This is a genomic window from Nocardia sp. CNY236 (assembly GCF_000482385.1).
GTDB lineage: Bacteria > Actinomycetota > Actinomycetes > Mycobacteriales > Mycobacteriaceae > Nocardia.
The window spans coordinates 67,257-87,474 of sequence record NZ_KI519396.1 but is presented as its reverse complement, the minus strand read 5'-3'; the positions used below and the strand labels follow the sequence as shown (position 1 = coordinate 87,474).

Sequence of the window (20,218 nt, the reverse complement as noted above, 5' to 3'; positions counted from 1 at the left end):
CCCACACCAGTGCGCGGGTCGAAACACCATTTGTTACAGCACGTTCCACTGCCAGGGTTGCGGGATGTGGCCGCGGAGGCAAGCGATCCGATGGGCAGCCTCTGCATGAGCAGCTGGTTTGTGGTGGGACAGGCTGATCGCGAAAGCAGTCCAGCGGAGTTCCTGGATGTCGGCGTAGATCCGGAACTCCGGCGTTGCGGTCATGTCGTATCCGCCGTAAGCGGTGACGAATGCTTCGTAGTCGTCGGTGTCGATGCGGGTGAAGTCGGTGTGGTCGACAGCGAGTTGGACGAGATCCCATTCGGGGCGGCCCAGGGAGACCTTGTCCAGGTCGAGGAATGTCGGTGTGTCGGAGCGCGGGACGACGAGGTTGCCTTGCCAGGCGTCGCCGTGGATGACCGAAGCTCGGGTCGCCAGCGGAATCTTCTCGAAGCGCTGCCGGAGTGCGGTGTAGTGCTGGGTCAGCCATTGTCGGTCGTCGTCGTTGAGGGTGGTGGCTGTGGTGATCCGGTCCTCCAACCCGGCGAAGGGCTGGTATTCCGGCAGGTCGAAAATGGCCGGTGGGGTGAGGGTGTGTAAGCGGGCGAGGGCGGTGCCGAGTTCCGCAGGGGTGGCGGGGCGGTGGTCGGGGATGAGCTGCCACCAGGTGACGGAGTGGTTGTCGACAACCACTGGCTGCGGCAGTGTTTCCACGGCTTGGACGGCGGGGATGCCGGAGTGGTTGAGCCAGCGGGAGATGCGTAGCTCGCGGCGTGCGGTGTCTGCGCTGCCGGGTTTCCCTATGCGGGCGATGATTCCGCCGTCGAGTTCGAAGATGGCGTGGGTTCCGGTGCGGAGCGGAGTTGCGGTGGATATGTCTAGACCGGCGTAGTTGGCAGCCTCTTCGAGGATGCCGGCTATCGGGTCCGGGATCACGGGGTCGCCTCGAGTTTCGGTAGGGCGGCTATGGTGTGGCGGAGTTCGGCGGCCTCGGTGATTCTGCGGTGCGGTGTCGCGGCGGCGGCGAGGCCGCGGAGTTCGTCACGGATGCGTTGGGAGTGGAAGTGCGCGGCGTCGGTGACGGCTTGCATGCCGAGCGCGGTGGCGGTGCGTGGGTCGCCGAGTTGCATGGTGAGGGTGGCCAGGCGGATGCGGGAGAAGGTGCGGGAACGGGGGTAGTTGTCGCCTTGCAGTTGTATGGCTTGGCGGATGCGGGGTGCGGCCAGCTCGATTCGCTTGCGTACGACAGAGACAGGGATGAGGGCTTTGCCGGTGCTGCCGAGGTGTTCGGCGTGGTCGTAGTAGCACATCCAGGCGGAGTCTTCGGCGGGGTTGCGGGCGGCGAAGTGTTCGTCGGCACGTGCGACTTCGGAGAGGGCGTCGTCGGTGCGGCCGAGTGCGGACAGGAATTGGGCACGCAGAGCGGCGAGCATGGCACGGGTGGTGGCGGTGAGGCGGTCGGCGCGGACCTGGGCCAGTTCGATCAGGGAGAGGGCTCCGTCGGAGTTGCCGACGTAGGCGGTTTTGCGGGCCATGTTTCAGCCAGGGTCGCGGCGCGTAGTTCCCATGATCCGGCGGCGTCGGCGCACCATAGGGCGAATCGGAAGCGTCGTTCAGCTTCGGTGTGGGCGGCGATGTCGAAGGCAGAGTATGCGGCAATACCGCTGAGGTTGCCGACCGCCTCGCGTAGCGCCTGCCGTGTGCTGGGTGCGGCGTACGCGCCCAGCAGTCGGGCGAAGGCACGGAGATGGTTGGCCGCGCTGTCGGATGCCGATCCACCGCCGTGCAGGTTCTCCGCCGCAGCGACCACGGCATACCGGACCTTGTCTACGTCGGACCGTCCTACGCGGCCTGCAGTCTTCGATCCTGTCAGGTAGTCGGTGGGGATGTGTTCGGGATCAAAGGGGCTGAACAGATTGACCGCCAGCATATCTCGTGCGCGGGCTTGGTGTCGGCGGGCGGCGGCGAAGCCAGGTTCGGTTTCGGTCGCGTTGAGTACCGCGCACAGGGCCTGGCGGTATTCCTTGCCGGGCCAGCGCACCGCGCCGCGTTCGTAGCGGGCGATCGTGTGCGCGTCGAGTTCACGGCGCCGACCGGTGGTTCGCCACAGGTGGTCGTTGACGGCTTCGGCTAGTTCGGCGCGGGTCATCGACCGCTTCGCCATGGTGGGTGACGGGGTCGCTTCCCGACGCTGCCGCAGTTTCAGGTTCGGTGTCTGCACCTTCGATCCCCTCGATAGGCCGCGCCCAGTCTATCGACCTGCCCGAACCCCGGACCGGTCCACGCCAATCTGCCCCACAATCTGCCCTCCTGGAATTCCGCGCCGCCCAAGAGTCTGGAGGAACAGTTCGACGCGCACGCCGGACCAGCGAGACTCCGATTCTCGCGCGGCGGGAGGAGATGACGATGAAACCACTTGTCTACGGCTACCTGCGACTCGATGTCGCGGGCGAACACATCCGGGAATGTTAGAGACGGATTGAGCAGTTCGCCGATCGTCAGGGCTACGACCTGGGCATGGTGTTCCATGAGCGCACCTACGGGCGGTCGGGATTGGATGCGCTGATCGCGGAACTGGTTCGCGCGCAATGCCGCAATGTCGTCGTGCCCGGTCTGGAACATCTGACTCGGCAGGCCGCCCTCCGGCAGGCGGTAGAGACACGGCTCTGGTGTGAAGCCGGCGCAGGCGTGCTGGTTGCAGGGGCATCGGTAGGGGGTCCGGATCGGGAAGTGACAGGGGCTATCAGATGACGGCACTCGACTGTGCCCGTGTGCACCAGACCCCCGAAGTTCCGACGGGTGGCGCGGCGACATCGCCACCGCCGGTGGCGGCTGCGTGATCGACATGGGTTACCACGTCATCGACTTGGTGCTGTGGTACTTCGGGCTCCCGGATCGCATCACCGCGGATCTGTCAGTTGCGGCCCGCCCGGGCCGCGAGTACCACGCCGAAGACACCGCACTGGTGCACTTCTCCTACGACTCCGGTCTCTACGGATCAATCCTGCTGTCCCGTTTCATCGGTCCCAAGACCGAAGACCTGTGCCTGGTCGGCTCCAAGGGCATGGTCCATCTCGAACGTGGACGCATCCGCCGCCTCACCAACGACGGCGAGTCGTCGAGTCCCTGCTCCGGGAGCAAGCCTGGCCCTCGGCCGCGGCCACACAGATCGACTACTTCCGCCGGGTGACCGATGGTGAACGCCCCAACCTCAGTGGCCCTCGCCAGCACCTGGCACACCTGCGTTTCGTCACCGCTTGCTACCAAGCCGCCCGCACCCACACCCCCGTCAACCCCAAGGAGCTCCGTTGAAATCACCGCTGGCCTTGCTCGGCGGCACGCCCGCCGTCACTGCCCCGGACCCGCACTTCCAGTGGCCGCCGACCGACCACCTCACCCGCAAAGCTGTACTGGACCAACTCGGCGACACCATTTCCATCTACGACCGCTCCGGTGTCGTCGCCGACCTCGAAGACGCCCTCGCCGCCTACTTCGGCAGCCGATACGCCGTCCTCACCAGTTCCGGCACCGCCGGCTTGTTCTCGATGTACGCGGCCTGCGGCCTGCGTCCCGGCGACGAGGTCATCGTGCCCGCCTACACCTTCTTCGCCACTGCCACTCCACTGCTGCAGCTGGGCGTAATCCCGGTCTTGGCCGACTGCGACGACACCGGCAACCTCGACCCACGCGAACTTCCCTACCACATCACCGAGAAGACCAAAGCCGTCGTCGTCACCCACATGTGGGTCATGCCCGCACAACTCCGCAGTCTCACCGGCCTCGCCGAGGTCTACGGGCCTTAGCTCCTCGAAGACGGTTCCCACGCCCACGGCGCCACCATCGACCATCGCAAGATCGGCACATTTGGCCGCGCCGCCGCCTTCAGCTTGAACGGCCCCAAACCGCTCTCGACCGGCGAAGGCGGATTCGTACCCACCGACGACGAAAACCTCTATTACCGCCTACCTTTGCACGGCCAATACAACAAACGCTGCCGCACCGAAATCCCGGAGCACCACTCCCTGCACCGCTACGCGGTGACCGGCATGGGCCTCAAACATCGCATCCACCCGCTGGCCGCCGCCATCGCCCTCGATCAACTCACCCACCTCGACGACTACCTCACTGGCCGCAACCGCATCGCCGCCTACATCACCGACCACCTCGACCGCCTACCCGGGATCGTTGCACCTCAACCTGGCCCCGAGACACAGCCCGCCTGGTACGGGATGGCCGTGCAATACCGGCCCGACGAACTCGGCGGCATCACCGTCGAACGCTTCCCTCAGGCGCTACTCGCCGAAGGCTGCCGCGAAATCGACCGCCCGGGCTCCACCTGCCCCCTCAACTTCCTCGAACTCTTCCAAACACCCGGTATTCTCTTCCCCGAATAAGCTGGCGAATTCGGCTATCGCCCGGGCGAATTCCCGCGCGCCGAACATCTGCACCACCACACCCTCAAGCTCCCGGTGCGGCACCGCGAAAACGACCTCCCCCTCGTCGACCGCTACCTCGACGCCATCGAAAAAGTCATCCACCACGCCGACCACCTGAAAGTGTGAACGCATGACGACCCACCTAGAAGACCTCACCACCGAAGCCGAACGCGACGGCGTTCAGCAACTCGTCGTCGGCGCGGTCGTTGAACACGACGGACGCATCCTGCTGCTGCGCCGCCCCGGCAACGACTTCATGGGCGGTATCTGGGAACTGCCCAGCGGCAAAGTCGAACCCGGCGAAAGGCTCGACCAGGCACTCGCCCGCGAAGTCGCCGAAGAGACGGGCCTCCACGTCACCGGCATCGGCCACTACATCGACAGCTTCGACTACCGCTCCGGCAGTGGAAAACACAGCCGCCAATTCAACTTCGCCGTCGAATGCGCCGCCCCCGAACCCGTCCGACTCACTGAGCACGACGCCTACACCTGGACCCCACTCACTGAAGAGTCCCCCGTCACCGACGCCATCAGACAAACCCTCACTGCCTATCGAAACGCCGACTGAACACGCAATCATCGTGGACATGACGACGCTGGATGGGCGCTGATGGCGGCCGTCGCGTCGCCAACCGGGAAAACGAGGAGACAGGTCTCATGGCAGCACGCGTCACTATAGGCCCGGGTCTGATCTGCGAAGGAGTCTAATCGTTCATGGCGAGACCATCGGCGGTGCCGGCGGAGGAGAAAGCCAGGATGGTGTTGTCGATCCTGGCCGGCGAGGTGACTGTGGCCACGGCGGCGCGGCGGGCGAAGGTGTCCGAGCAGTCGGTCGGTAACTGGAAGCGGCAGTTCCTCGTGGCCGGCCGCACCGGTTTGTCGGCGGGGAAGTCGGGGCCGGCGACGCGGGAGGCCCAGCTCGAAGCCGAGATCGCGGACCTCACTCAAGCTTTGGGCGAGGCGCATCTGGCTGCCCAGGTGTGGAAGAAGTCCGCGGAGGGCCGGTCGGACCCTTCGAGGACCTCGAGGTGATCCGTGTCGAGGCGGGCATGCCGACCATGAGTTCTGCCAGATTACGGGTGTGCCCGAGCGGACGTAGCGGCGACGGCAGGCGCGCGCCCGCACCGGAGTGTTACTCCGGTCACAAGCTGCAGGTGGACCCGTTGTCGAGACCCCGGTCAGGTGACCACCACACCGACACGAAAAGACCCCCACACCAGTGTTGCGGTGTGAGGGTCACTGTCGTCCGATATTTGGCAAAATCCGACATATCGGACATATCAAACGGTTATAATCACTGGTGGGGCTAAGAGGACTCGAACCCCTTAGTTTTTCAGCGTTTTCACTCCTTGAACTGGCGCTTTGCGATTCTCACTGACTTCTCGCCGACCACTCGCGACCTGCTGGTTTACCGAATCGGTGTTGATGGCATCAACACTTGACTGGCCCCCAATCGCGCTGATCCATCAACATGATCGTGGTCGGCGAACGAGCGGCCAGTTCCACGAACTTCACCCGATTTCCCGACAGGCCAGCGGGCAAGTACGTCTGCGATGTCAGCGAGTTGCGCTCTGGCTCAAGGTAGGCTGCGCCTGAGTCGAGGGAAGGGGCGGGGATGAAGCGCGTCGCGGCGATCGTAGCGGCCGTGCTGGCAGTAGCGGGCCTCACCGCGTGCGGTGACTCCACATCTGGGACGGCACAACCGACTACGCGGAATATCGACGAGATCATCGTCTACAACGTTTGCCGCGACCCCGGCATCGCCGACGACGTACTGGTGGGCGCCGGGCTGGACCCGGCCACCAAGAGCGTGTTCACCGATCCGCCGACCGGCGTCTCGAGCTTCCGTGTCTGCAGTTGGGGTCCAATCGATGACAGGTACGGGCCTATGAACTACCGCATCGGCGTGTTTTCGACCAGCCACACCCTCAAAGAGCATACGAACAAAGAGAGCGCGACAATCCTGCGTCAGACCACAGTCAACGGTCGACCAGGGCACGTGTCGAAAGAACGAAACGACCCCGAAGGCTGCTATGTGTCGTTCGACGCCGAACAGGGCATGTTTCAGTTTCGCGCTGGCTGGCTGAGTGAGTACGAGTCCAAGGACGGTGACACTTGCGAGATCGCCGCACGGCATGCGGCTGATCTCGAACCGCATCTACCTCGCTAGCTCACCGGCCGGAATCGATACACAGGGAGGGATCGAGATGACCAACCCGGTCGCGGACCAACACGGATACTGGACTGCGCTTGCCCAGCAAGCCGTTTCCGGTGATCTACGCCTGGAACCCGAACTCGGCGAAGCGCTGCGCGCCGCAGCCAAAAGATATGCCGAGCGGCTGACAGCAGCAAAAGACGAAACCCAATACCTCGAGAACCTGTCGGGTTGGGGGACTCTGCCGTCGGCGGTGGCGATCCGCAAGAAGTTCGAGGCGAAGGCTGTCGCTGGTGGCGCCCACGATCCGAACGATTCTGCTGCCCACCGGATCCAGGAACATATCGACATTGCCTGGCTGCAGCACGACACCTTCGCGGCTGCGATCGGGAAGCTTGAGTTGATCGATGAGGAGCGCGCCGCTGCGCTGCGAGTTACCGGACAGGACATCTGATGGGGTTCTCGTTCGAGGATGTGGTGGCCGCGGTTGCGACCTCGATCATCGGGCCATCTGCGGCGCTCGCCATTGACGGGCACACCGCCTCCCACGAGGCCGCCGCAAAGCGGGGCCGGATGGACGACGATGCATCGAGCAGGTGGACGCCGGACCGCGCCATCGTCAACGACGAGTACACGCGGCTCAGCAATGACTTCGATGGAATGCCTGCACCCAAGGAAGTGCAGCCGGAGGCTTTCGAGACCTGGTCTCATCGGGACATCTTTGACGCGCTCAACGGCGCCGATGGTGGTCCTGGAGTTTCCGCGTCCGACGTCAATGCCGGTGCCGATGCCTGGCGGCGACTGACCGCTGCTGTCGATGATTCCATTACGGAGTACGACGCCACGATCCAGCGGGTCGTGGGCGAGATGTGGTCCGGGCAGGCGGCGAACGCCGCGGTCGACGGGGTGCGTGAGTATGCCTCTCGAGCGCAGCAGCTACCGACCGCGTTCCAGATGGTCGCCAATGGCATCGACCTGATGGAGGGCTATCTGTCCCAGTCCAAGATGTCGATCCCCGAGCCGGAAGAGCTCAATGGTTTCGATGAAGTCGTCGGTCACGTCCCCGGTAACGGCGTGTTCAAGATGGCCAAGCACCGCGCGAACGAGGCCGAAGCCGCTGCGCAGCAGGTCATGACCAACATCTACCAGCCGGGCTCGGTGACCGTCGATTCCCAGACACCGATCCTGCCCGTTGCGAAGAACACGATCGGGCTCGGTGACCTCGGCCAGGGGTCGCGCGGCACTATCGGTCCCGAACCAGGCAACACCGGCAACGACCCTGGCGCTATGAATATCGAGAATCCCACCAGCAGCCAGACCGGCCATAGTCCCACCGGCACAGATACACCATGGGACCCGGGCGAGCAGTCCACCGACCCGGCGTCGGTCACCATGGCCGCAACCCCGCAGACCACTGCCCAAAGCGCGACCACCCCTGGGATTGGATCCCCTGGTGGGGCTGGTTCCGGCGTGCCGGGTTCCGGTGCATCTGGGATGGGTGGACTCGGTTCCGCAGTGCCCGGCACGGGCGCCGGGGGATCCGGCACCGCGGGTCCGGGCCGAAATATCCCGAGTCCCCGCGGCAGTGGTACCTCCACTGGTCCCGGCGCCGGCGCTCGTGGAGCTGGGACCGGTATGCGGGCGATGCCCGGCACGGGTGCTGGGGGATCTGGCGCTGGAGGTCCGGGCCGAAGTGTCTCCGGTCCGCGTGGAGGTGGTGTGCTTGCTGGTCCGGGCGCTGGGAGTCCCGCCGCCGCGGCTCGTGGCACTGGGGCCGGTATGGGGGGAATGCCCGGCATGGCGGGTGGTGCGCCCGGGCGGGGTGGCGGGAAGGATGACGAGGTCGAACGCACAACTCCCGATTACCTGATTCAGGAACGCGAGACCGAGCTGATCGGCGAACTACCGAAGGTTCTGCCGCCGGGTGGGGCGATCGGCGAATGACCCGTCTGCCTATCGGTAAGCGGTACCGCTTCGGCGTCACTGCTTTCCAGATCGCGCTGGAAGCCAACGGCCGTGACCGCGCACCGTTCCCGCTGAGCTACCGCCGCGAGCGCGTCGACCATCTCGACGACGACCTGCACTCACGCAAACAGGCCGCCGAGCGTCTGCAGGCGGGCTACGACGAAACCTTGCACGACGTATTCGGTGTGCTCTTGGAGCCGCAGACGCGGGTGGAGATCACCGGCACCCACGGGCAACAGCGCCAAGACCTACGCATCTTCGCCGGCATCAGTGGACCGTCCGCGGTGCTGGCAGTCCAGGAACCGGGGCGCACTCCCGCACACGGGGGCGACATCGTATTGACCACCCATGCCGCTACCACCATCGCCGCCGATATCGTCGCACGGCTACCCCAGTCCGCGCCCGGTCGCGCACCGCACTTCGAGGGGCGCCGTAGCGATCTCACCACACCGGTCTACGCCCAGCACCCGACTCGGTTGTCCCCGGTCGAGCAGGTGCGGCAGTTCTTCCGTCGCCGCCGCGTCGGCAGCGGTGAGATCACGACCTACCCCGGCTACCAGCTGGATTGGCGGCCCACCGACGACGGGCGTGGGTTCTTCTGGCTCGACTACCCCGACGGTCGATACCTGCTGACCAACCACGACGCCGAGAACTTCACCGTCCTGCCCGCAGATCCCGAAACGCTGATGCGCCAACTGTCGCACAACATCACCGCCTGCACACAGCCACGAGCCTTCTCTTGATAGCGCATGACGCTTCGGCGGATGGACCGTATCCTCGTGGTATGGCAGCGGATCTCGGAGACCGCCGCGCGTCAGTGCGTAAGAGTTGCGAGCGTTCGAACAATACACCATGGGCCCGGACGGACGCGAACAGCTCGTGGCGACATCGAACTCTGCCGGGATGCACTCCGCACTCGAAGCCGATGGCACCATCCACACCACCTACCCGGATGGTCGAACAGCGCGGACGGTGCAACTCGCTGATGGGCGCGTCGTCGCCGAGTTCGAGGACGGCTCTGGTCTTTCCTGCGACCCGGAGTAGGCCGTCGGCGGTGGGCCGCAGCGGTATCCGTGGGATGTCGTGAAGGTTTGGTCCGGTGATCATTTGGGGGCAATGGTCGAATCCGCAGCTGGAACCGCCGAAGCCCATCCGTCTGCAACCGGTGCTGGTCTGGCAGCGAGCGCGGCGAGTGAGCTCGTCGCGCACGGCGGGGTTTCGATGGCGGAGCAGGCAGCAATCACGTCAGGTCGATCCGTGGAGGCTTCGTCACGAGCATTCGATTTACTCCATGCCGGCGATCAGGGTGCGGGTCGCGCGATGGGGGAAGCCGCTGACCTCGCTGCTGACGCGGCCGCGAAGAGTTCAACAGCGGATATCCTGAAAAACACCGGCAAATACGGCGGTTGGGCGGCAACTGCGGGAATCAATGCGTACGTCAACTGGGACGACTGGGCCCACAACGGAAAGCCTGGTGACGAAGCGATCGGCAATGCCGTGGGCGGCACTGCGGGCGGCATCGGCGGAGCATGGGCAGGTGCACAGCTCGGCGCATTGGCTTGTTCATGGGCGACGCCGGTAGGGGTGGCCGTCTGCGCCGCGGGTGGCGCAGTTGTCGGTGGCTACCTCGGCGGCACGGCTGGTGCGCATGTTGGAGAGCAGCCGTTCAAGTAAGTGGACCCGAACACGAGAGGAGTCGCATTGTCGGGGAGTGGAATCAATCGCGATGTCCCCTTGACCCCCTGGCCAGCTGGATGGGGGAAAGAACGGCCGCCGGGAGCGATCGTATTCGCCGCTGTGTTCTTCAGCATCGCCGCACGCTCCAGATCCGCTGCGTTGAACATAATCTGGCGACTCTGTTCTCGCTGGCACGGATGCCGCGGGCAGGCAGCTCGTCGGCGATGAATCGGTAGCCGAAAGCCGGGTCGTCGGCATGGATGTCGAGAGCGGCGTTGATCAGATGGGCGTCGTCCCAATCACGTTGCGAGACAGGGCACCGTTTCCATTTATAGAACGCTTGGGTGGAGAAACCGAGCACCCGGCAGGTCACCGTGACGGGGATACCGTCAGCGGCCAGGTCGAGGACCAGCGGGTAACTCATTTTGGGTTGATGTCACGCGAGAAATAAGCGACCGCGCGGCGCATGACCTCGGCTTCTTGTTCCAGCTGGCGGATCCGTTTGCGCGCTTCGCGCAGCTCGGCCGACTCATCACGGGTGACGCCGGCCCGATGTCCGTCTTCGATATCGGCTTGTTTGAGCCAGTTCTTCACACAGCTCTGCGAGATTCCGAAGTCCTTTGCGATCTGAGTCAATGAGATCTCGCCCTTACGGGCGACCGCGACGACGTCGCGGCGGAACTCCTCGGGATACGGCTTCGGCATAGGGGAACATCCTTCCAGCGAGGAGCAATCCTCACAGGTCAGGAGTCAACCAACCCGGGGGCAGTCCCTGCCGTCCTTGCGCGTCATGACGCGGACACTGGCCATGCGGAACTCCGCTCAGAGCCGAATCATGACCTGACCGTGTACCCCGATGACCCCCGGTGTCCAGATCAGATGTTGACGGCTCGTGTTGATGGCTGATCGAATTTTCAGCCATCATAGCCCTGACCTGCATGTTTCCGGTGGAGCTAAGGGGACTCGAACCCCTGACCCCCACACTGCCAGTGTGGTGCGCTACCAGCTGCGCCATAGCCCCTGGTGGGTTGCGCTCCGGACTTCCTTCGCGCTGGAATGAAACTACACCAACGGTGTGTCGGCAACCAAATCACGTGGATCCCGCGGTGACGCCGGTACGGAGGTCGAACATTTGTTTGACAAACGAGGGTCATCACAGGCGATGCCCCTCGGTAAGCGGTTCAGCCCGTGACGGAAACCACCCAGTTCTCATCCCTGATATCGATCTTGGTTTCGCCGTCGAAGACCGACGGCGTGGCCGCGGCTCCCCCCAGTGCCTCGGCGAGCGCCGCTGTCTGGGCTTTCGCTGTGGTGCGCGCGAAGTCGACCTTGTCACCGTTCGAGATGCAACGTGTCGCCGATTCCGCCGCTCCGGTGGTGCGGGCGATTTCGGCAAGTTCGTCGTTGCTCAGATCGGAACCGCCCTCACTGGGGCGGCTGCCGGTGAAGACTTCGGCGTGGAACGAAGACAGCGCCTGCCCGGAGCCTGTCTCGGCGACACACTGACTCGCAGCGATAGCCCGGGTGGAGTAGTCCTTGCTCGGCGACTGACGGTCGAGGAAGTTCACCAACCGGTAGCGGACCGCGAGTGCACCAGTATCGATGTTCCGCGCGATCTCCTGCCCATAGATTCGCTCCAGATTGCCGCAGGCCGGGCACAAGGGGTCCTCGAACATCTCGATGGTCTTCTTCGCGTCCGGGTGACCGAGCAGCATCGAGCCGTCGGATTCGAGTACCGCTCGCACACCCGGATCCTGAACCAGCCCATAGCCATCGACGCGCACAGCGGTCGGTGTGGCATCGCTGGTGGGCCGCCATTGGAACACCGCGACGACGATCACCACGACCACTGCCAGCGCGACCCCGCCCAAGGCAATAGTGGTGGTATTGGACATCGGCCGCGGCGTGTAGTTCGAACGCGATTCGCTCACAACGACAGTCTGACGCAACAGACCGCTCACCCGATACGCGGGCTCGGCCATCCTAGGCGCGGGGCAACCTACAGTTCGATCGGTCTGATCGTGATGACTCCGAAGTCTCCGTCACCGCTCCGAACCACCAGCAGCCAGCCCCGGAGTAGGTCGAGGCGCACCGGGCGCCGAGCCGTTGGATTCGGGTGACACGCTCACGCTGGGCATGACCGAGGTCTGATCGTGTCGGGCGGTCTCGGCGCTGTCGGCGCGATCGGACGCGAACTCCGGATGTACCGAATGTTGGCGACGCAGTGGCTCGGGAACCATAATCCAGACGAGAGCAGCGAGAGTGAGCAGCGCGCCGGTCACTCCAAAGGCGAACCCGTAGGACATCTGAGCCAGGGCGCCGATGACAGTCGGTCCGATTACAGTGCCGAAATCGGCGGACATCTGGAAGCCGGCCAGAATGGGGCCGCCGCGCGCCTTCGGTCCGATGATGTCGGCTATCGCGGCCTGTTGGCTCGGGGTGTACATACCGGAGCCGATTCCGGCGAGGAACGACGTGGCCAGCAGCCACAGCAGACTCGTCGTCAGACCGAGACCCACGGTCCCCACGGCACATACCAGCAGGCCGGCGATCAGAAACGGCTTTCTCCCCCACCGGTCGGACCCTCGTCCGGCGGCGAACAGGACCGCCACAGTGCCGGAGGCGAACGCCGTCAATACGACACCCGCCATCGCCGGTCCGTAATCGAGGACCTCGACGACGAACAGCGGAACCAACGCCATTCGCACGCCGAAAACGGCAACGCCGTTGGTGAAATTCGACAGCAAAACGGCGCGATATTCCGGTCGCGCCCATCCGTCACGGAACGACAGCAGGCGAACACCGCCGACCGGCTCCGGCACGGCCACCACCGAGTTCCGCAAGCTGAGATGCACCGCGACGGTCACGACCAGAAGTGCGACGGCGTAGATCACGAACGGCCAGCGCAGCCCGAGCCCGGACAACGCGCCGCCCAACAGCGGCCCGCTCACCGCGCCGATCAAGAAGCTACTCGACCACAGTCCAGATACTCGACCGCGCTGCTCTGGCGGAGACAACCGGATCACCAGCGCCAGCGACGAGACGGTGAACATGGTCGACCCGATGCCGCCGAGTGAACGCAACACCATCAGTTGCCAATAGCTCTGCGCCACAGCGCACGCACCGGTGGACAACGCCACGATCAGCAATCCACCGAGATAGACCGACCGTTCCCCCAACCGCTGCACGAGCCGGCCACTCACCGGCGCGAAGATCAGCCGCATCATGGCGAACGCCGAAATGATCGCCGAGGCGGCCGCCACGCCTACGCCGAAGCCACGGGCGAATTGCGGCAAAATCGGGGCGACCAGCCCGAATCCGATGGCGATGACGAACGCGCCTGCGATCAATACCCAGATCTCGCCGGGCAAAGCCTTTGTTCTCTTGCTCACGTGAAGCTCTATCCGTCACCACGGCTCTGTCGGCCACCTGCGGACATCGCCTGACCGACCATTTCCTCCGCGGCTGTCCGCACCTCGGCCAAGTGTTCGGGACCGTGGAAGGACTCCGCATAGATCTTGTACTTGTCCTCGGTACCGGAGGGGCGAGCGGCGAACCACGCGTTCTCGGTGGTCACCTTGAGTCCGCCCAGCGGCGCGCCATTGCCGCGCGCCCGGGTGAGCACGGCGGTGACCGGTTCTCCGGCGATCTCCTTCGTGGTGATCATGTCCGGAGTCAACCTCGCGAGCACCTGTTTCTGTTCCGCGGTGGCGGGCGCGTCGATTCTGGCATAGGCGGGGCTGCCGTAGCGGCGTTCGAGTTCGACATACCGCGCCGACGGACTCTGTCCGGTGACTGCGGCGATCTCGCCGGCGAGCAGCGCCAGCAAAATTCCGTCCTTGTCGGTGGACCAGACGCTGCCATCCATCCGCAGAAACGAGGCGCCGGCGCTCTCCTCGCCACCGAACGCCAAGCTCCCGCTGAACAAGCCGGGTACGAAGAACTTGAACCCGACCGGGACTTCGTGCACGTCCCGGCCGAGCACGGAGACCACTCTATCGATCATGGACGACGTCACCGCAGTCTTACCGATCTTGGTCAGCGCATCCCACCCTCTCCGGTTGGCCACCAGATATTCGATGGCCACCGCCAAGAAGTGGTTCGGATTCATCAACCCGCCGTCGGGGGTCACGATGCCGTGGCGGTCGGCGTCGGCGTCGTTGCCCGTGGAGATGTCGTAGTCGTCTTTGATCGCGACCAAGGAAGCCATCGCATGCCGCGAGGAGGGATCCATTCGGATCTTCCCGTCGCTGTCGAGAGTCATGAACCGCCAGGTGGGGTCCACCGATGGATTCACCACCTCGAGCTCGAGGTCGTAACGCTGGCCGATCTCCTCCCAATAGTCCACGCTCGCGCCGCCCATCGGGTCGGCGCCGAGTCGGATGCCCGCGCCGCGAATCGCGTCCAAATTCAGCACCGAGGGCAGGTCGGCGACATAGTGGTGGAGGTAGTCGTAGCGGTGCACTGCGGTTTTCAGCGCGCGTTGCACAACAGTGCGTTTGACCTCGGTGAGTCCGTCGCGCAGTAGCTCGTTGGCGCGAGCGGCGATGGCATCGGTGGCGGTGTTGTCGGCTGGGCCGCCGTGTGGTGGGTTGTATTTGAATCCGCCGTCGCGCGGCGGATTGTGCGACGGCGTGACCACTATGCCGTCGGCCTGACTCGCGGCGCCGCTGCGGTTGTGCCGCAACACAGCATGACTCAGTGCGGGTGTCGGTGTGTATCGGTCTCGGGCATCGATGACCGCGGTGACATCATTGGCCGCGAGGACCTCCAACGCGGTGGTCCATGCCGGCTCCGACAAGGCGTGGGTGTCTCTGGCCAGGTAGACGGGTCCGGTGATGCCTCGGGTAGCGCGGTACTCCACGATCGACTGGGTTATCGCGAGGATGTGCGCCTCGTTGAAGGAGTTGTCCAGACTGCAGCCGCGATGTCCAGATGTACCGAAAACGACTCGCTGGGCCGGGTCCTGGACATCGGGGACGTGACTGTAGTAAGCCGTCACCAGGTGCGCAATATCTTCCAAGTCGGTGGCACGCGCGGGACGCCCGGCTCGATTATGGGCCATGCACGGGTCTCCCTTCCGTATCGGCTGCGCCCTGCTGGTCATCAGAATCATGTCGATGACCACCCGGTCGTCGCTGACCGCACAGTCAGGTCGATGCCACCATCTGTCGGCCGAATCCTCCGGCCGGCAGGGCCGCCGGTCGCGATCGACGCGATGCCGCAGTTCTTTCTCACACCAGCGAGCCACGAAGCATCGACCATCGCTCCGTTGTGATCGAGGCGCGCCGAACGGACAATGATAGCGGTCGACCGGCGCGAACCCATCATCGTGCATCTCCCTGCCGCAGCTTGTCGGCCGCCGGGGTACACGCATCGACCCGAGGTTCGCCTACTCGCCGTAGTCCCAGACGGGTGACTCGGGAGCGGCACGCGATCCCCTCGTCGAGGCGCCTACGCTGCGCCGCTGAGAACCTCTGTCCCGCTGTTGGAGCATTCGTTCGCGAACTACTCATTGCCGGAGCCCTTCGGTCGTGCCGTTCCCGTCGATCGCCGAGCCGAACCATGCAGCCACCGGCGGTGCCCGCGCCATACTGCGGCGCCCGGGCATCGCCGTACCTCGGCGCGGACAACCGCCATAGGCACCGCGCCGACCCGAGGAGTCTACGAACCGTCCCGGCAGAGCACCCAAGGTGGTGCGGTCGGCGAACACCACCTGGACCTCGCCCGGAATCACGACTCACCACGAGCCGAGCCAGAAGGTCACGACGTCCGGACATTTCGGCGTTGCTGTCGGTAGCGGGTGCAACGTTGTTGTCGGTAGCGGGTGCAACGTTGTTGTCGGTAGCGGGTGCAACACTGCCGGCGTGACAGAAGTCGATCTGGTCCAGACGGATGAGCACTACTACCGGGCCGATCCACAACCGGCAGTTCGGACATTCACCGCGTACAGCTATGTTGCGGTCGACGGAATCGGGGCGCCGAACGGTCCGACCTACACCGCAGCGGTACAGAAGCTGTACGGCGCCGCGTTCGGCGCGAAAGCGGCGGCGAGCGCAGCCGGCCACGACTTCGTGGTACCTGTGATGGAGGGTCTGTGGTGGGTCGAACCCGACTTGCCGCCGATGACGGTTCCCCAGGATCAATGGCATTGGAAACTGTTGATCCGCATTCCGGAGGTGGTCACCGCCGACATGGTCACCGGCGCGTCTTTCGAGCAGGTCACCGAAGGCGAAGCGATCCAGGTGCCGCATCGCGGCCCGTTTTCGACCGAACCGGAAATCCTCGCGCGCAAGGACCGGATACCCGCACGATCCTGCGGCAGCCGGTGCGCCGAGCGCAGTAGCGCTTCCAGCCGCTCGATGTTCGGATAGAAAGTTGTTTCGCGTGGACGACAAGGTTCGGATGGGCCCGGCCGCAGGTCGATTCCTCACCCCCGGGTATTCCTGCAGGCAACTCCCCGGCGTCGCGACTCGGTCGTGCTGATTGTGCCGCCGCCGACACTTGGAGTCAGGGCTCTGAACCGCGCCCTGCTACACCGTCAGTTGTTGACGTGTCGGGCCTCGATTTCGGCCGAAGATGCTCTGGAGCACCTGGTCGGCATGCAGGCCCAGGCAGTCAACCCACCGTATGTGGGGTTGTGGACTCGGATTTCGGATTTCGATAGGCACGATCTGGGTGCCCTGCTGGTTCGACGACGAGTGGTGCGCATCGCGCTGATGCGCTCCACTCTTCATCTGGTCACGGCGCGCGACGCGCTCGTCCTGCGCCCTCTGCTGGCAGACATGCTGGCGCGCACTGTGTCCGGGCTGCTGCGGCGCCACCTCATCGGTGTGGACCCGAGCGAATTGGTCTCCGTCGCGACAACGCTGATACAACGGCAGCCGCTCACCTTCGCCGAACTGAGCAAACTCCTGGTGCAGAGATGGCCCGACCACCACGGGAACACCATGGCGCAGACTGTGCGCAATATGGTTCCTTTGGTGCAGATCCCGCCACGCGGGCTGTGGGACAACAACAGCAATGCCTCCCACACCACGATGGCACACTGGCTGGGTCGCGAGCTCGACGACGAACTGTCGACCGAAGACTTCGTGCTGCGCTACCTGGGCGCATTCGGCCCGGCGAGCGTCAAGGACATGCAGAAATGGTCGGGGACCACCAAACTTGCCGCCACCTTCGAGCGGCTCGGATCACGCCTGCGCACCTACCGGAACGAGCGCGGCACCGAACTGTTCGACATCGCCGACGCCCCGATCCCCGACGCCGAAGAGGAAGTTCCGGTCCGCTTCCTCCCGGAGTTCGACAACATCCTGCTCGCGCATGTCGATCGTGACCGCATTATCGCTGCAGAGCATCTGCCTTTGGTGGTCACGAACAACGGTATCGTTCGCTCCACCATCCTCGTCGATGGATTCGTGCGAGGACGATGGCGGATCGATCGAAGCAGGGATCTGGCGAGGCTGTGCATCGAGCCGTTCGTTCCCTTGACGACACGGACGGTTAGGGGTTTGACCGAGGAAGGTATGGCCCTGTTGGATTTCGCCGCACCCGAAGTCGAGCGCCGTGACATCCGATTCGAGCCGCCTGTGGCTCACCTCGGTACGGTGTGAGTCGAATCGTCTCGGAGTCCGAGTCGGCAGCGCCGCGACACCACACGAGATCAGTGGGCAAGTACCGGTTCGCCTTCGGCCGGAGCCGGTGCTGTGCTGGGCATCAGCAGTGCGGTGACGATGCCGCCGGCTGCGAAAATCGCGGCTGACCACCAGAACGTGGCGATATGACTCTCGATCACGGACTGCGCGATGGTCTGGGGCTCCGGCGTGCGGTTGGCCAGGTAGTCGCTGGCTGTGGAGGCAGCGATGGTGCTCAGCAGTGCAATGCCGATGGAGCCACCGACCTGCTGGCTGGTGTTGACCAAGGCCGAGGCCACGCCGGCATCCTCGTGCTTCAAGCTCGAGGTCGATCCTTGGAACGCGATCACCATCGCGCTGCCCAATCCGAGACCCAGCAGAATCACGGGGGGCAAGATATGGGTGAGGTATGCGCTGTCCATACCGATTCTGGTCAGCCAGACCATGCCTGCGGCTGCGACCAGGAAGCCACCGCTGACCATGATCTTCGGACCGAGCTTCGGCAGCAGCGGGGGGACGGTTGTCGAGGAGATCACGAACGCAACGACGAACGGCATGAACGCAACGCCGGTCTTGATAGGCGAATAGCCGAGGGTCAACTGCATGTAGTAGGTGAGGAACAAGAACATCGCGAACATTCCGACGCCCATGATGAACAGGGTCAGGAACGATGTTCCGCGCATTCGGTCGAACACGATCCGCAGCGGGAGCAGCGGATGGGCGATCCATGTCTCCAACCAGATGAACAGCGCCAACAGCGCGGCGCCCCCGATCAGGAAGCCGAGGGTGACGCCATTGGTCCACCCATCCGATTCTGCGTGTGAGAAGCCATAGACGATGCCGAACAAACCCGCGGTGGCCACGACGGTGCCCGGGAAATCGAGTTTGGGGCGCTCACCGCTCTGGTGCCTTGCCAGCAGCAACACCGCACCCACCAGTGCGACACCCGCGAAGATCAGGTTCACGAACATCACCCAGCGCCATGACGCCCACTCGGTGAGCATGCCGCCCAGCAGCAGACCAACAGCTGCGCCGGCGCCGGAAACCGCACCGAACAGGCCGAACGCTTTTGCCCTCTCGGAGGTTTCGGTGAAGGTCACGGTCAGTAGCGACAAGGCAGCCGGTGCCAGCAGCGCGGCGAAAACACCCTGCCCCACACGCGCCGCGACCAGCAACTCCAAGCTCGTCGCGGCTCCACCGACGGCGGAAGCCACAGCGAAGCCGATCAGACCGACGACGAAAGCGCTCCGTTTACCGAACAAGTCACTCAAACGCCCACCGATCAGCAACAAGCTGCCGAAGGCCAAGGCATACCCGGTCACCACCCAGGACCGGTCGGCATCACTGAAGCCGAGATCGCGCTGCGCTGCGGGCAACGCGATGTTCACCACGGTCGCGTCCAACACGACCATCAATTGAGCGACGCTCAGCGTGGCCAGCACCCACCAGCGCAATGCGTGTGAGCCACGCCGACCGCTCCCCGTGTGTTCGGGGGCGGATGCTCCGTCGTCGAACGTGGTTGTCATGTGTCCCCTTCACCTCATCGAAAATGAATAAGCGGAGAAATTCTCTCCGCTTATGGCACGCTATCACGCTAACGGAGCCATCCCCTCCGGTTAATCCCCGGAAGTTGCTAGAATAGGGATGTGAACAACGCCACTGTCGCCTCACCACCTCGGCGCCTGCGGGCGGATGCCGCGCGAAATCAGCAGCGGATCATCGCCGCGGCGCGCGAACTGTTCGCCGACCACGGACTCGAGATCACTCTCGATGACGTGGCCGACCACGCGGGAGTCGGTGTCGGCACCGTCTACCGGCGCTTCACGAACAAGAAGGAACTCATCGTCGAGGTCTTTCACCAGACCCTGAACGAATGCGCCGACGCAGCCGATACCGCCTACCAGCACTCGGATCCCTGGCTGGGGCTGGTGGAATTCTTCGAATACGCCTGCCGCCGGATGGCCACCGACCGTGGGTTCAGCGAGGTGATGCTCGAATTCGAAGACACCGAGGCCGATCGCCTCGGGGTTCGCGAGCGAATCGAGGCCGCAGTTACCGCGATCTGTACCCGCGCGCGCGATGCGGGAGCGCTTGCCGAGGGTGTCGAACCGGGGGACTTCTTCGCGCTGGTGAACATGGTCGACCGCGTTGCCGACTTCGCCCGGCCGGTCAACCCCGACGCGTGGCAGCGGTACATGGCCATCGCACTCAACGGTATCCGCGCCCAATGCATGCCTCGGCAACCTCTCAGCACCCCACCGCTGACCGACGACGAGGTCGAACGCGCCAAACACCACCTCGCCTGCGCAAGTCGAAGACGGTAGCGCCTCGAATCTCGGGTAGCGCCCCACCTACGCGCTCCCGTAAAGTTG

At 64.4% G+C, this 20,218-nt stretch carries 20 protein-coding genes, 1 tRNA gene and 2 pseudogenes; 14 read left to right on the top strand and 9 right to left on the bottom strand.

What is annotated here, in order from left to right:
* Positions 1 to 33: 33 nt before the first annotated feature.
* From K940_RS0125640 to K940_RS31260, 3 genes are read right to left on the bottom strand one after another with little or no spacing between them, the layout of a single operon-like run.
* Positions 34 to 915 carry a phosphotransferase enzyme family protein gene (locus K940_RS0125640; protein ID WP_231390518.1) on the bottom strand — a complete coding sequence of 294 codons (882 nt, stop codon included), beginning with the start codon at positions 913 to 915 and terminating at the stop codon, positions 34 to 36.
* Complete coding sequence (locus K940_RS31265) at positions 912 to 1,514, bottom strand: hypothetical protein (RefSeq protein WP_051407548.1); 603 nt, start codon at positions 1,512 to 1,514, stop codon at positions 912 to 914. The genes K940_RS0125640 and K940_RS31265 overlap by 4 nt, the downstream gene beginning before the upstream one ends.
* Positions 1,463 to 2,200: a transcriptional regulator gene (locus K940_RS31260; protein WP_051407547.1), complete on the bottom strand. Its 738-nt coding sequence runs from the start codon at positions 2,198 to 2,200 to the stop codon at positions 1,463 to 1,465. The genes K940_RS31265 and K940_RS31260 overlap by 52 nt, the downstream gene beginning before the upstream one ends.
* A gap of 296 nt (positions 2,201 to 2,496) precedes the next feature.
* Here K940_RS31260 and K940_RS32760 point away from each other — a divergent pair, with 296 nt between their 5' ends.
* The 11 genes and pseudogenes from K940_RS32760 to K940_RS32755 all read left to right on the top strand — a co-directional run bounded on the left by K940_RS32760 (position 2,497) and on the right by K940_RS32755 (position 10,209).
* Entirely contained in the window at positions 2,497 to 2,730 is a 234-nt protein-coding gene (locus K940_RS32760) for a hypothetical protein (protein ID WP_155981126.1), read from the top strand.
* A gap of 94 nt (positions 2,731 to 2,824) precedes the next feature.
* Positions 2,825 to 3,169: a Gfo/Idh/MocA family oxidoreductase gene (locus tag K940_RS30455; protein WP_028479803.1), complete on the top strand. Its 345-nt coding sequence runs from the start codon at positions 2,825 to 2,827 to the stop codon at positions 3,167 to 3,169.
* Positions 3,170 to 3,236: 67 nt separating this feature from the next.
* Positions 3,237 to 4,373, top strand: a pseudogene (locus K940_RS33870) (DegT/DnrJ/EryC1/StrS family aminotransferase).
* A 172-nt stretch (positions 4,374 to 4,545) separates the two neighbouring features.
* On the top strand, positions 4,546 to 4,983 hold the full coding sequence (locus tag K940_RS0125610) for an NUDIX hydrolase (protein ID WP_028479802.1): 438 nt from the start codon (positions 4,546 to 4,548) through the stop codon (positions 4,981 to 4,983).
* A 146-nt stretch (positions 4,984 to 5,129) separates the two neighbouring features.
* Positions 5,130 to 5,447, top strand: a complete 318-nt coding sequence (locus K940_RS0125605) for a transposase (RefSeq protein WP_028479801.1) — start codon at positions 5,130 to 5,132, stop codon at positions 5,445 to 5,447.
* Between the two features lie 583 nt (positions 5,448 to 6,030).
* On the top strand, positions 6,031 to 6,585 hold the full coding sequence (locus K940_RS0125600) for a DUF3558 domain-containing protein (RefSeq protein WP_028479800.1): 555 nt from the start codon (positions 6,031 to 6,033) through the stop codon (positions 6,583 to 6,585).
* A 37-nt stretch (positions 6,586 to 6,622) separates the two neighbouring features.
* Positions 6,623 to 7,024 carry a hypothetical protein gene (locus K940_RS0125595; RefSeq protein ID WP_028479799.1) on the top strand — a complete coding sequence of 134 codons (402 nt, stop codon included), beginning with the start codon at positions 6,623 to 6,625 and terminating at the stop codon, positions 7,022 to 7,024.
* Positions 7,024 to 8,514: a PPE domain-containing protein gene (locus K940_RS31255; protein ID WP_028479798.1), complete on the top strand. Its 1,491-nt coding sequence runs from the start codon at positions 7,024 to 7,026 to the stop codon at positions 8,512 to 8,514. Before K940_RS0125595 ends, K940_RS31255 begins: the two co-directional genes overlap by 1 nt.
* Positions 8,511 to 9,278: an ESX secretion-associated protein EspG gene (locus K940_RS0125585; protein ID WP_028479797.1), complete on the top strand. Its 768-nt coding sequence runs from the start codon at positions 8,511 to 8,513 to the stop codon at positions 9,276 to 9,278. The genes K940_RS31255 and K940_RS0125585 overlap by 4 nt, the downstream gene beginning before the upstream one ends.
* A gap of 160 nt (positions 9,279 to 9,438) precedes the next feature.
* Entirely contained in the window at positions 9,439 to 9,579 is a 141-nt protein-coding gene (locus K940_RS0125580) for a T-complex 10 C-terminal domain-containing protein (RefSeq protein ID WP_196812375.1), read from the top strand.
* Between the two features lie 276 nt (positions 9,580 to 9,855).
* The gene (locus K940_RS32755) at positions 9,856 to 10,209 is read left to right on the top strand and encodes a hypothetical protein (RefSeq protein ID WP_155981125.1); all 354 of its coding nucleotides are present in this window, start codon (positions 9,856 to 9,858) and stop codon (positions 10,207 to 10,209) included.
* A gap of 142 nt (positions 10,210 to 10,351) precedes the next feature.
* Here the strand turns inward: K940_RS32755 and K940_RS32750 are convergent.
* The 5 genes and pseudogenes from K940_RS32750 to pgm all read right to left on the bottom strand — a co-directional run.
* Positions 10,352 to 10,917, bottom strand: a pseudogene (locus K940_RS32750) (transposase); the annotation flags it as partial.
* A 243-nt stretch (positions 10,918 to 11,160) separates the two neighbouring features.
* Positions 11,161 to 11,233: transfer RNA gene (locus tag K940_RS0125560), tRNA-Ala, on the bottom strand.
* 160 nt (positions 11,234 to 11,393) lie between these two features.
* Complete coding sequence (locus K940_RS0125555) at positions 11,394 to 12,143, bottom strand: thioredoxin domain-containing protein (RefSeq protein ID WP_028479794.1); 750 nt, start codon at positions 12,141 to 12,143, stop codon at positions 11,394 to 11,396.
* A gap of 111 nt (positions 12,144 to 12,254) precedes the next feature.
* On the bottom strand, positions 12,255 to 13,604 hold the full coding sequence (locus K940_RS30430) for an MFS transporter (protein WP_081706678.1): 1,350 nt from the start codon (positions 13,602 to 13,604) through the stop codon (positions 12,255 to 12,257).
* 8 nt (positions 13,605 to 13,612) lie between these two features.
* Positions 13,613 to 15,277: a phosphoglucomutase (alpha-D-glucose-1,6-bisphosphate-dependent) gene (gene pgm / locus K940_RS30425; protein ID WP_036530399.1), complete on the bottom strand. Its 1,665-nt coding sequence runs from the start codon at positions 15,275 to 15,277 to the stop codon at positions 13,613 to 13,615.
* 802 nt (positions 15,278 to 16,079) lie between these two features.
* Here pgm and K940_RS0125535 point away from each other — a divergent pair.
* Positions 16,080 to 16,586 carry a GyrI-like domain-containing protein gene (locus K940_RS0125535; RefSeq protein ID WP_028479792.1) on the top strand — a complete coding sequence of 169 codons (507 nt, stop codon included), beginning with the start codon at positions 16,080 to 16,082 and terminating at the stop codon, positions 16,584 to 16,586.
* Positions 16,587 to 16,760: 174 nt separating this feature from the next.
* Positions 16,761 to 17,825 carry a winged helix DNA-binding domain-containing protein gene (locus tag K940_RS0125530; RefSeq protein WP_196812374.1) on the top strand — a complete coding sequence of 355 codons (1,065 nt, stop codon included), beginning with the start codon at positions 16,761 to 16,763 and terminating at the stop codon, positions 17,823 to 17,825.
* A 50-nt stretch (positions 17,826 to 17,875) separates the two neighbouring features.
* Here K940_RS0125530 and K940_RS0125525 read toward each other — a convergent pair whose 3' ends face one another.
* Positions 17,876 to 19,372, bottom strand: coding sequence for an MFS transporter (locus K940_RS0125525; RefSeq protein WP_028479790.1), 1,497 nt, complete (start codon positions 19,370 to 19,372; stop codon positions 17,876 to 17,878).
* Positions 19,373 to 19,492: 120 nt separating this feature from the next.
* On the opposite strand from K940_RS0125525, the gene K940_RS0125520 reads away from it, so the two are divergent.
* The gene (locus tag K940_RS0125520) at positions 19,493 to 20,170 is read left to right on the top strand and encodes a TetR/AcrR family transcriptional regulator (protein ID WP_028479789.1); all 678 of its coding nucleotides are present in this window, start codon (positions 19,493 to 19,495) and stop codon (positions 20,168 to 20,170) included.
* The last annotated feature ends 48 nt before the right edge of the window (positions 20,171 to 20,218 follow it).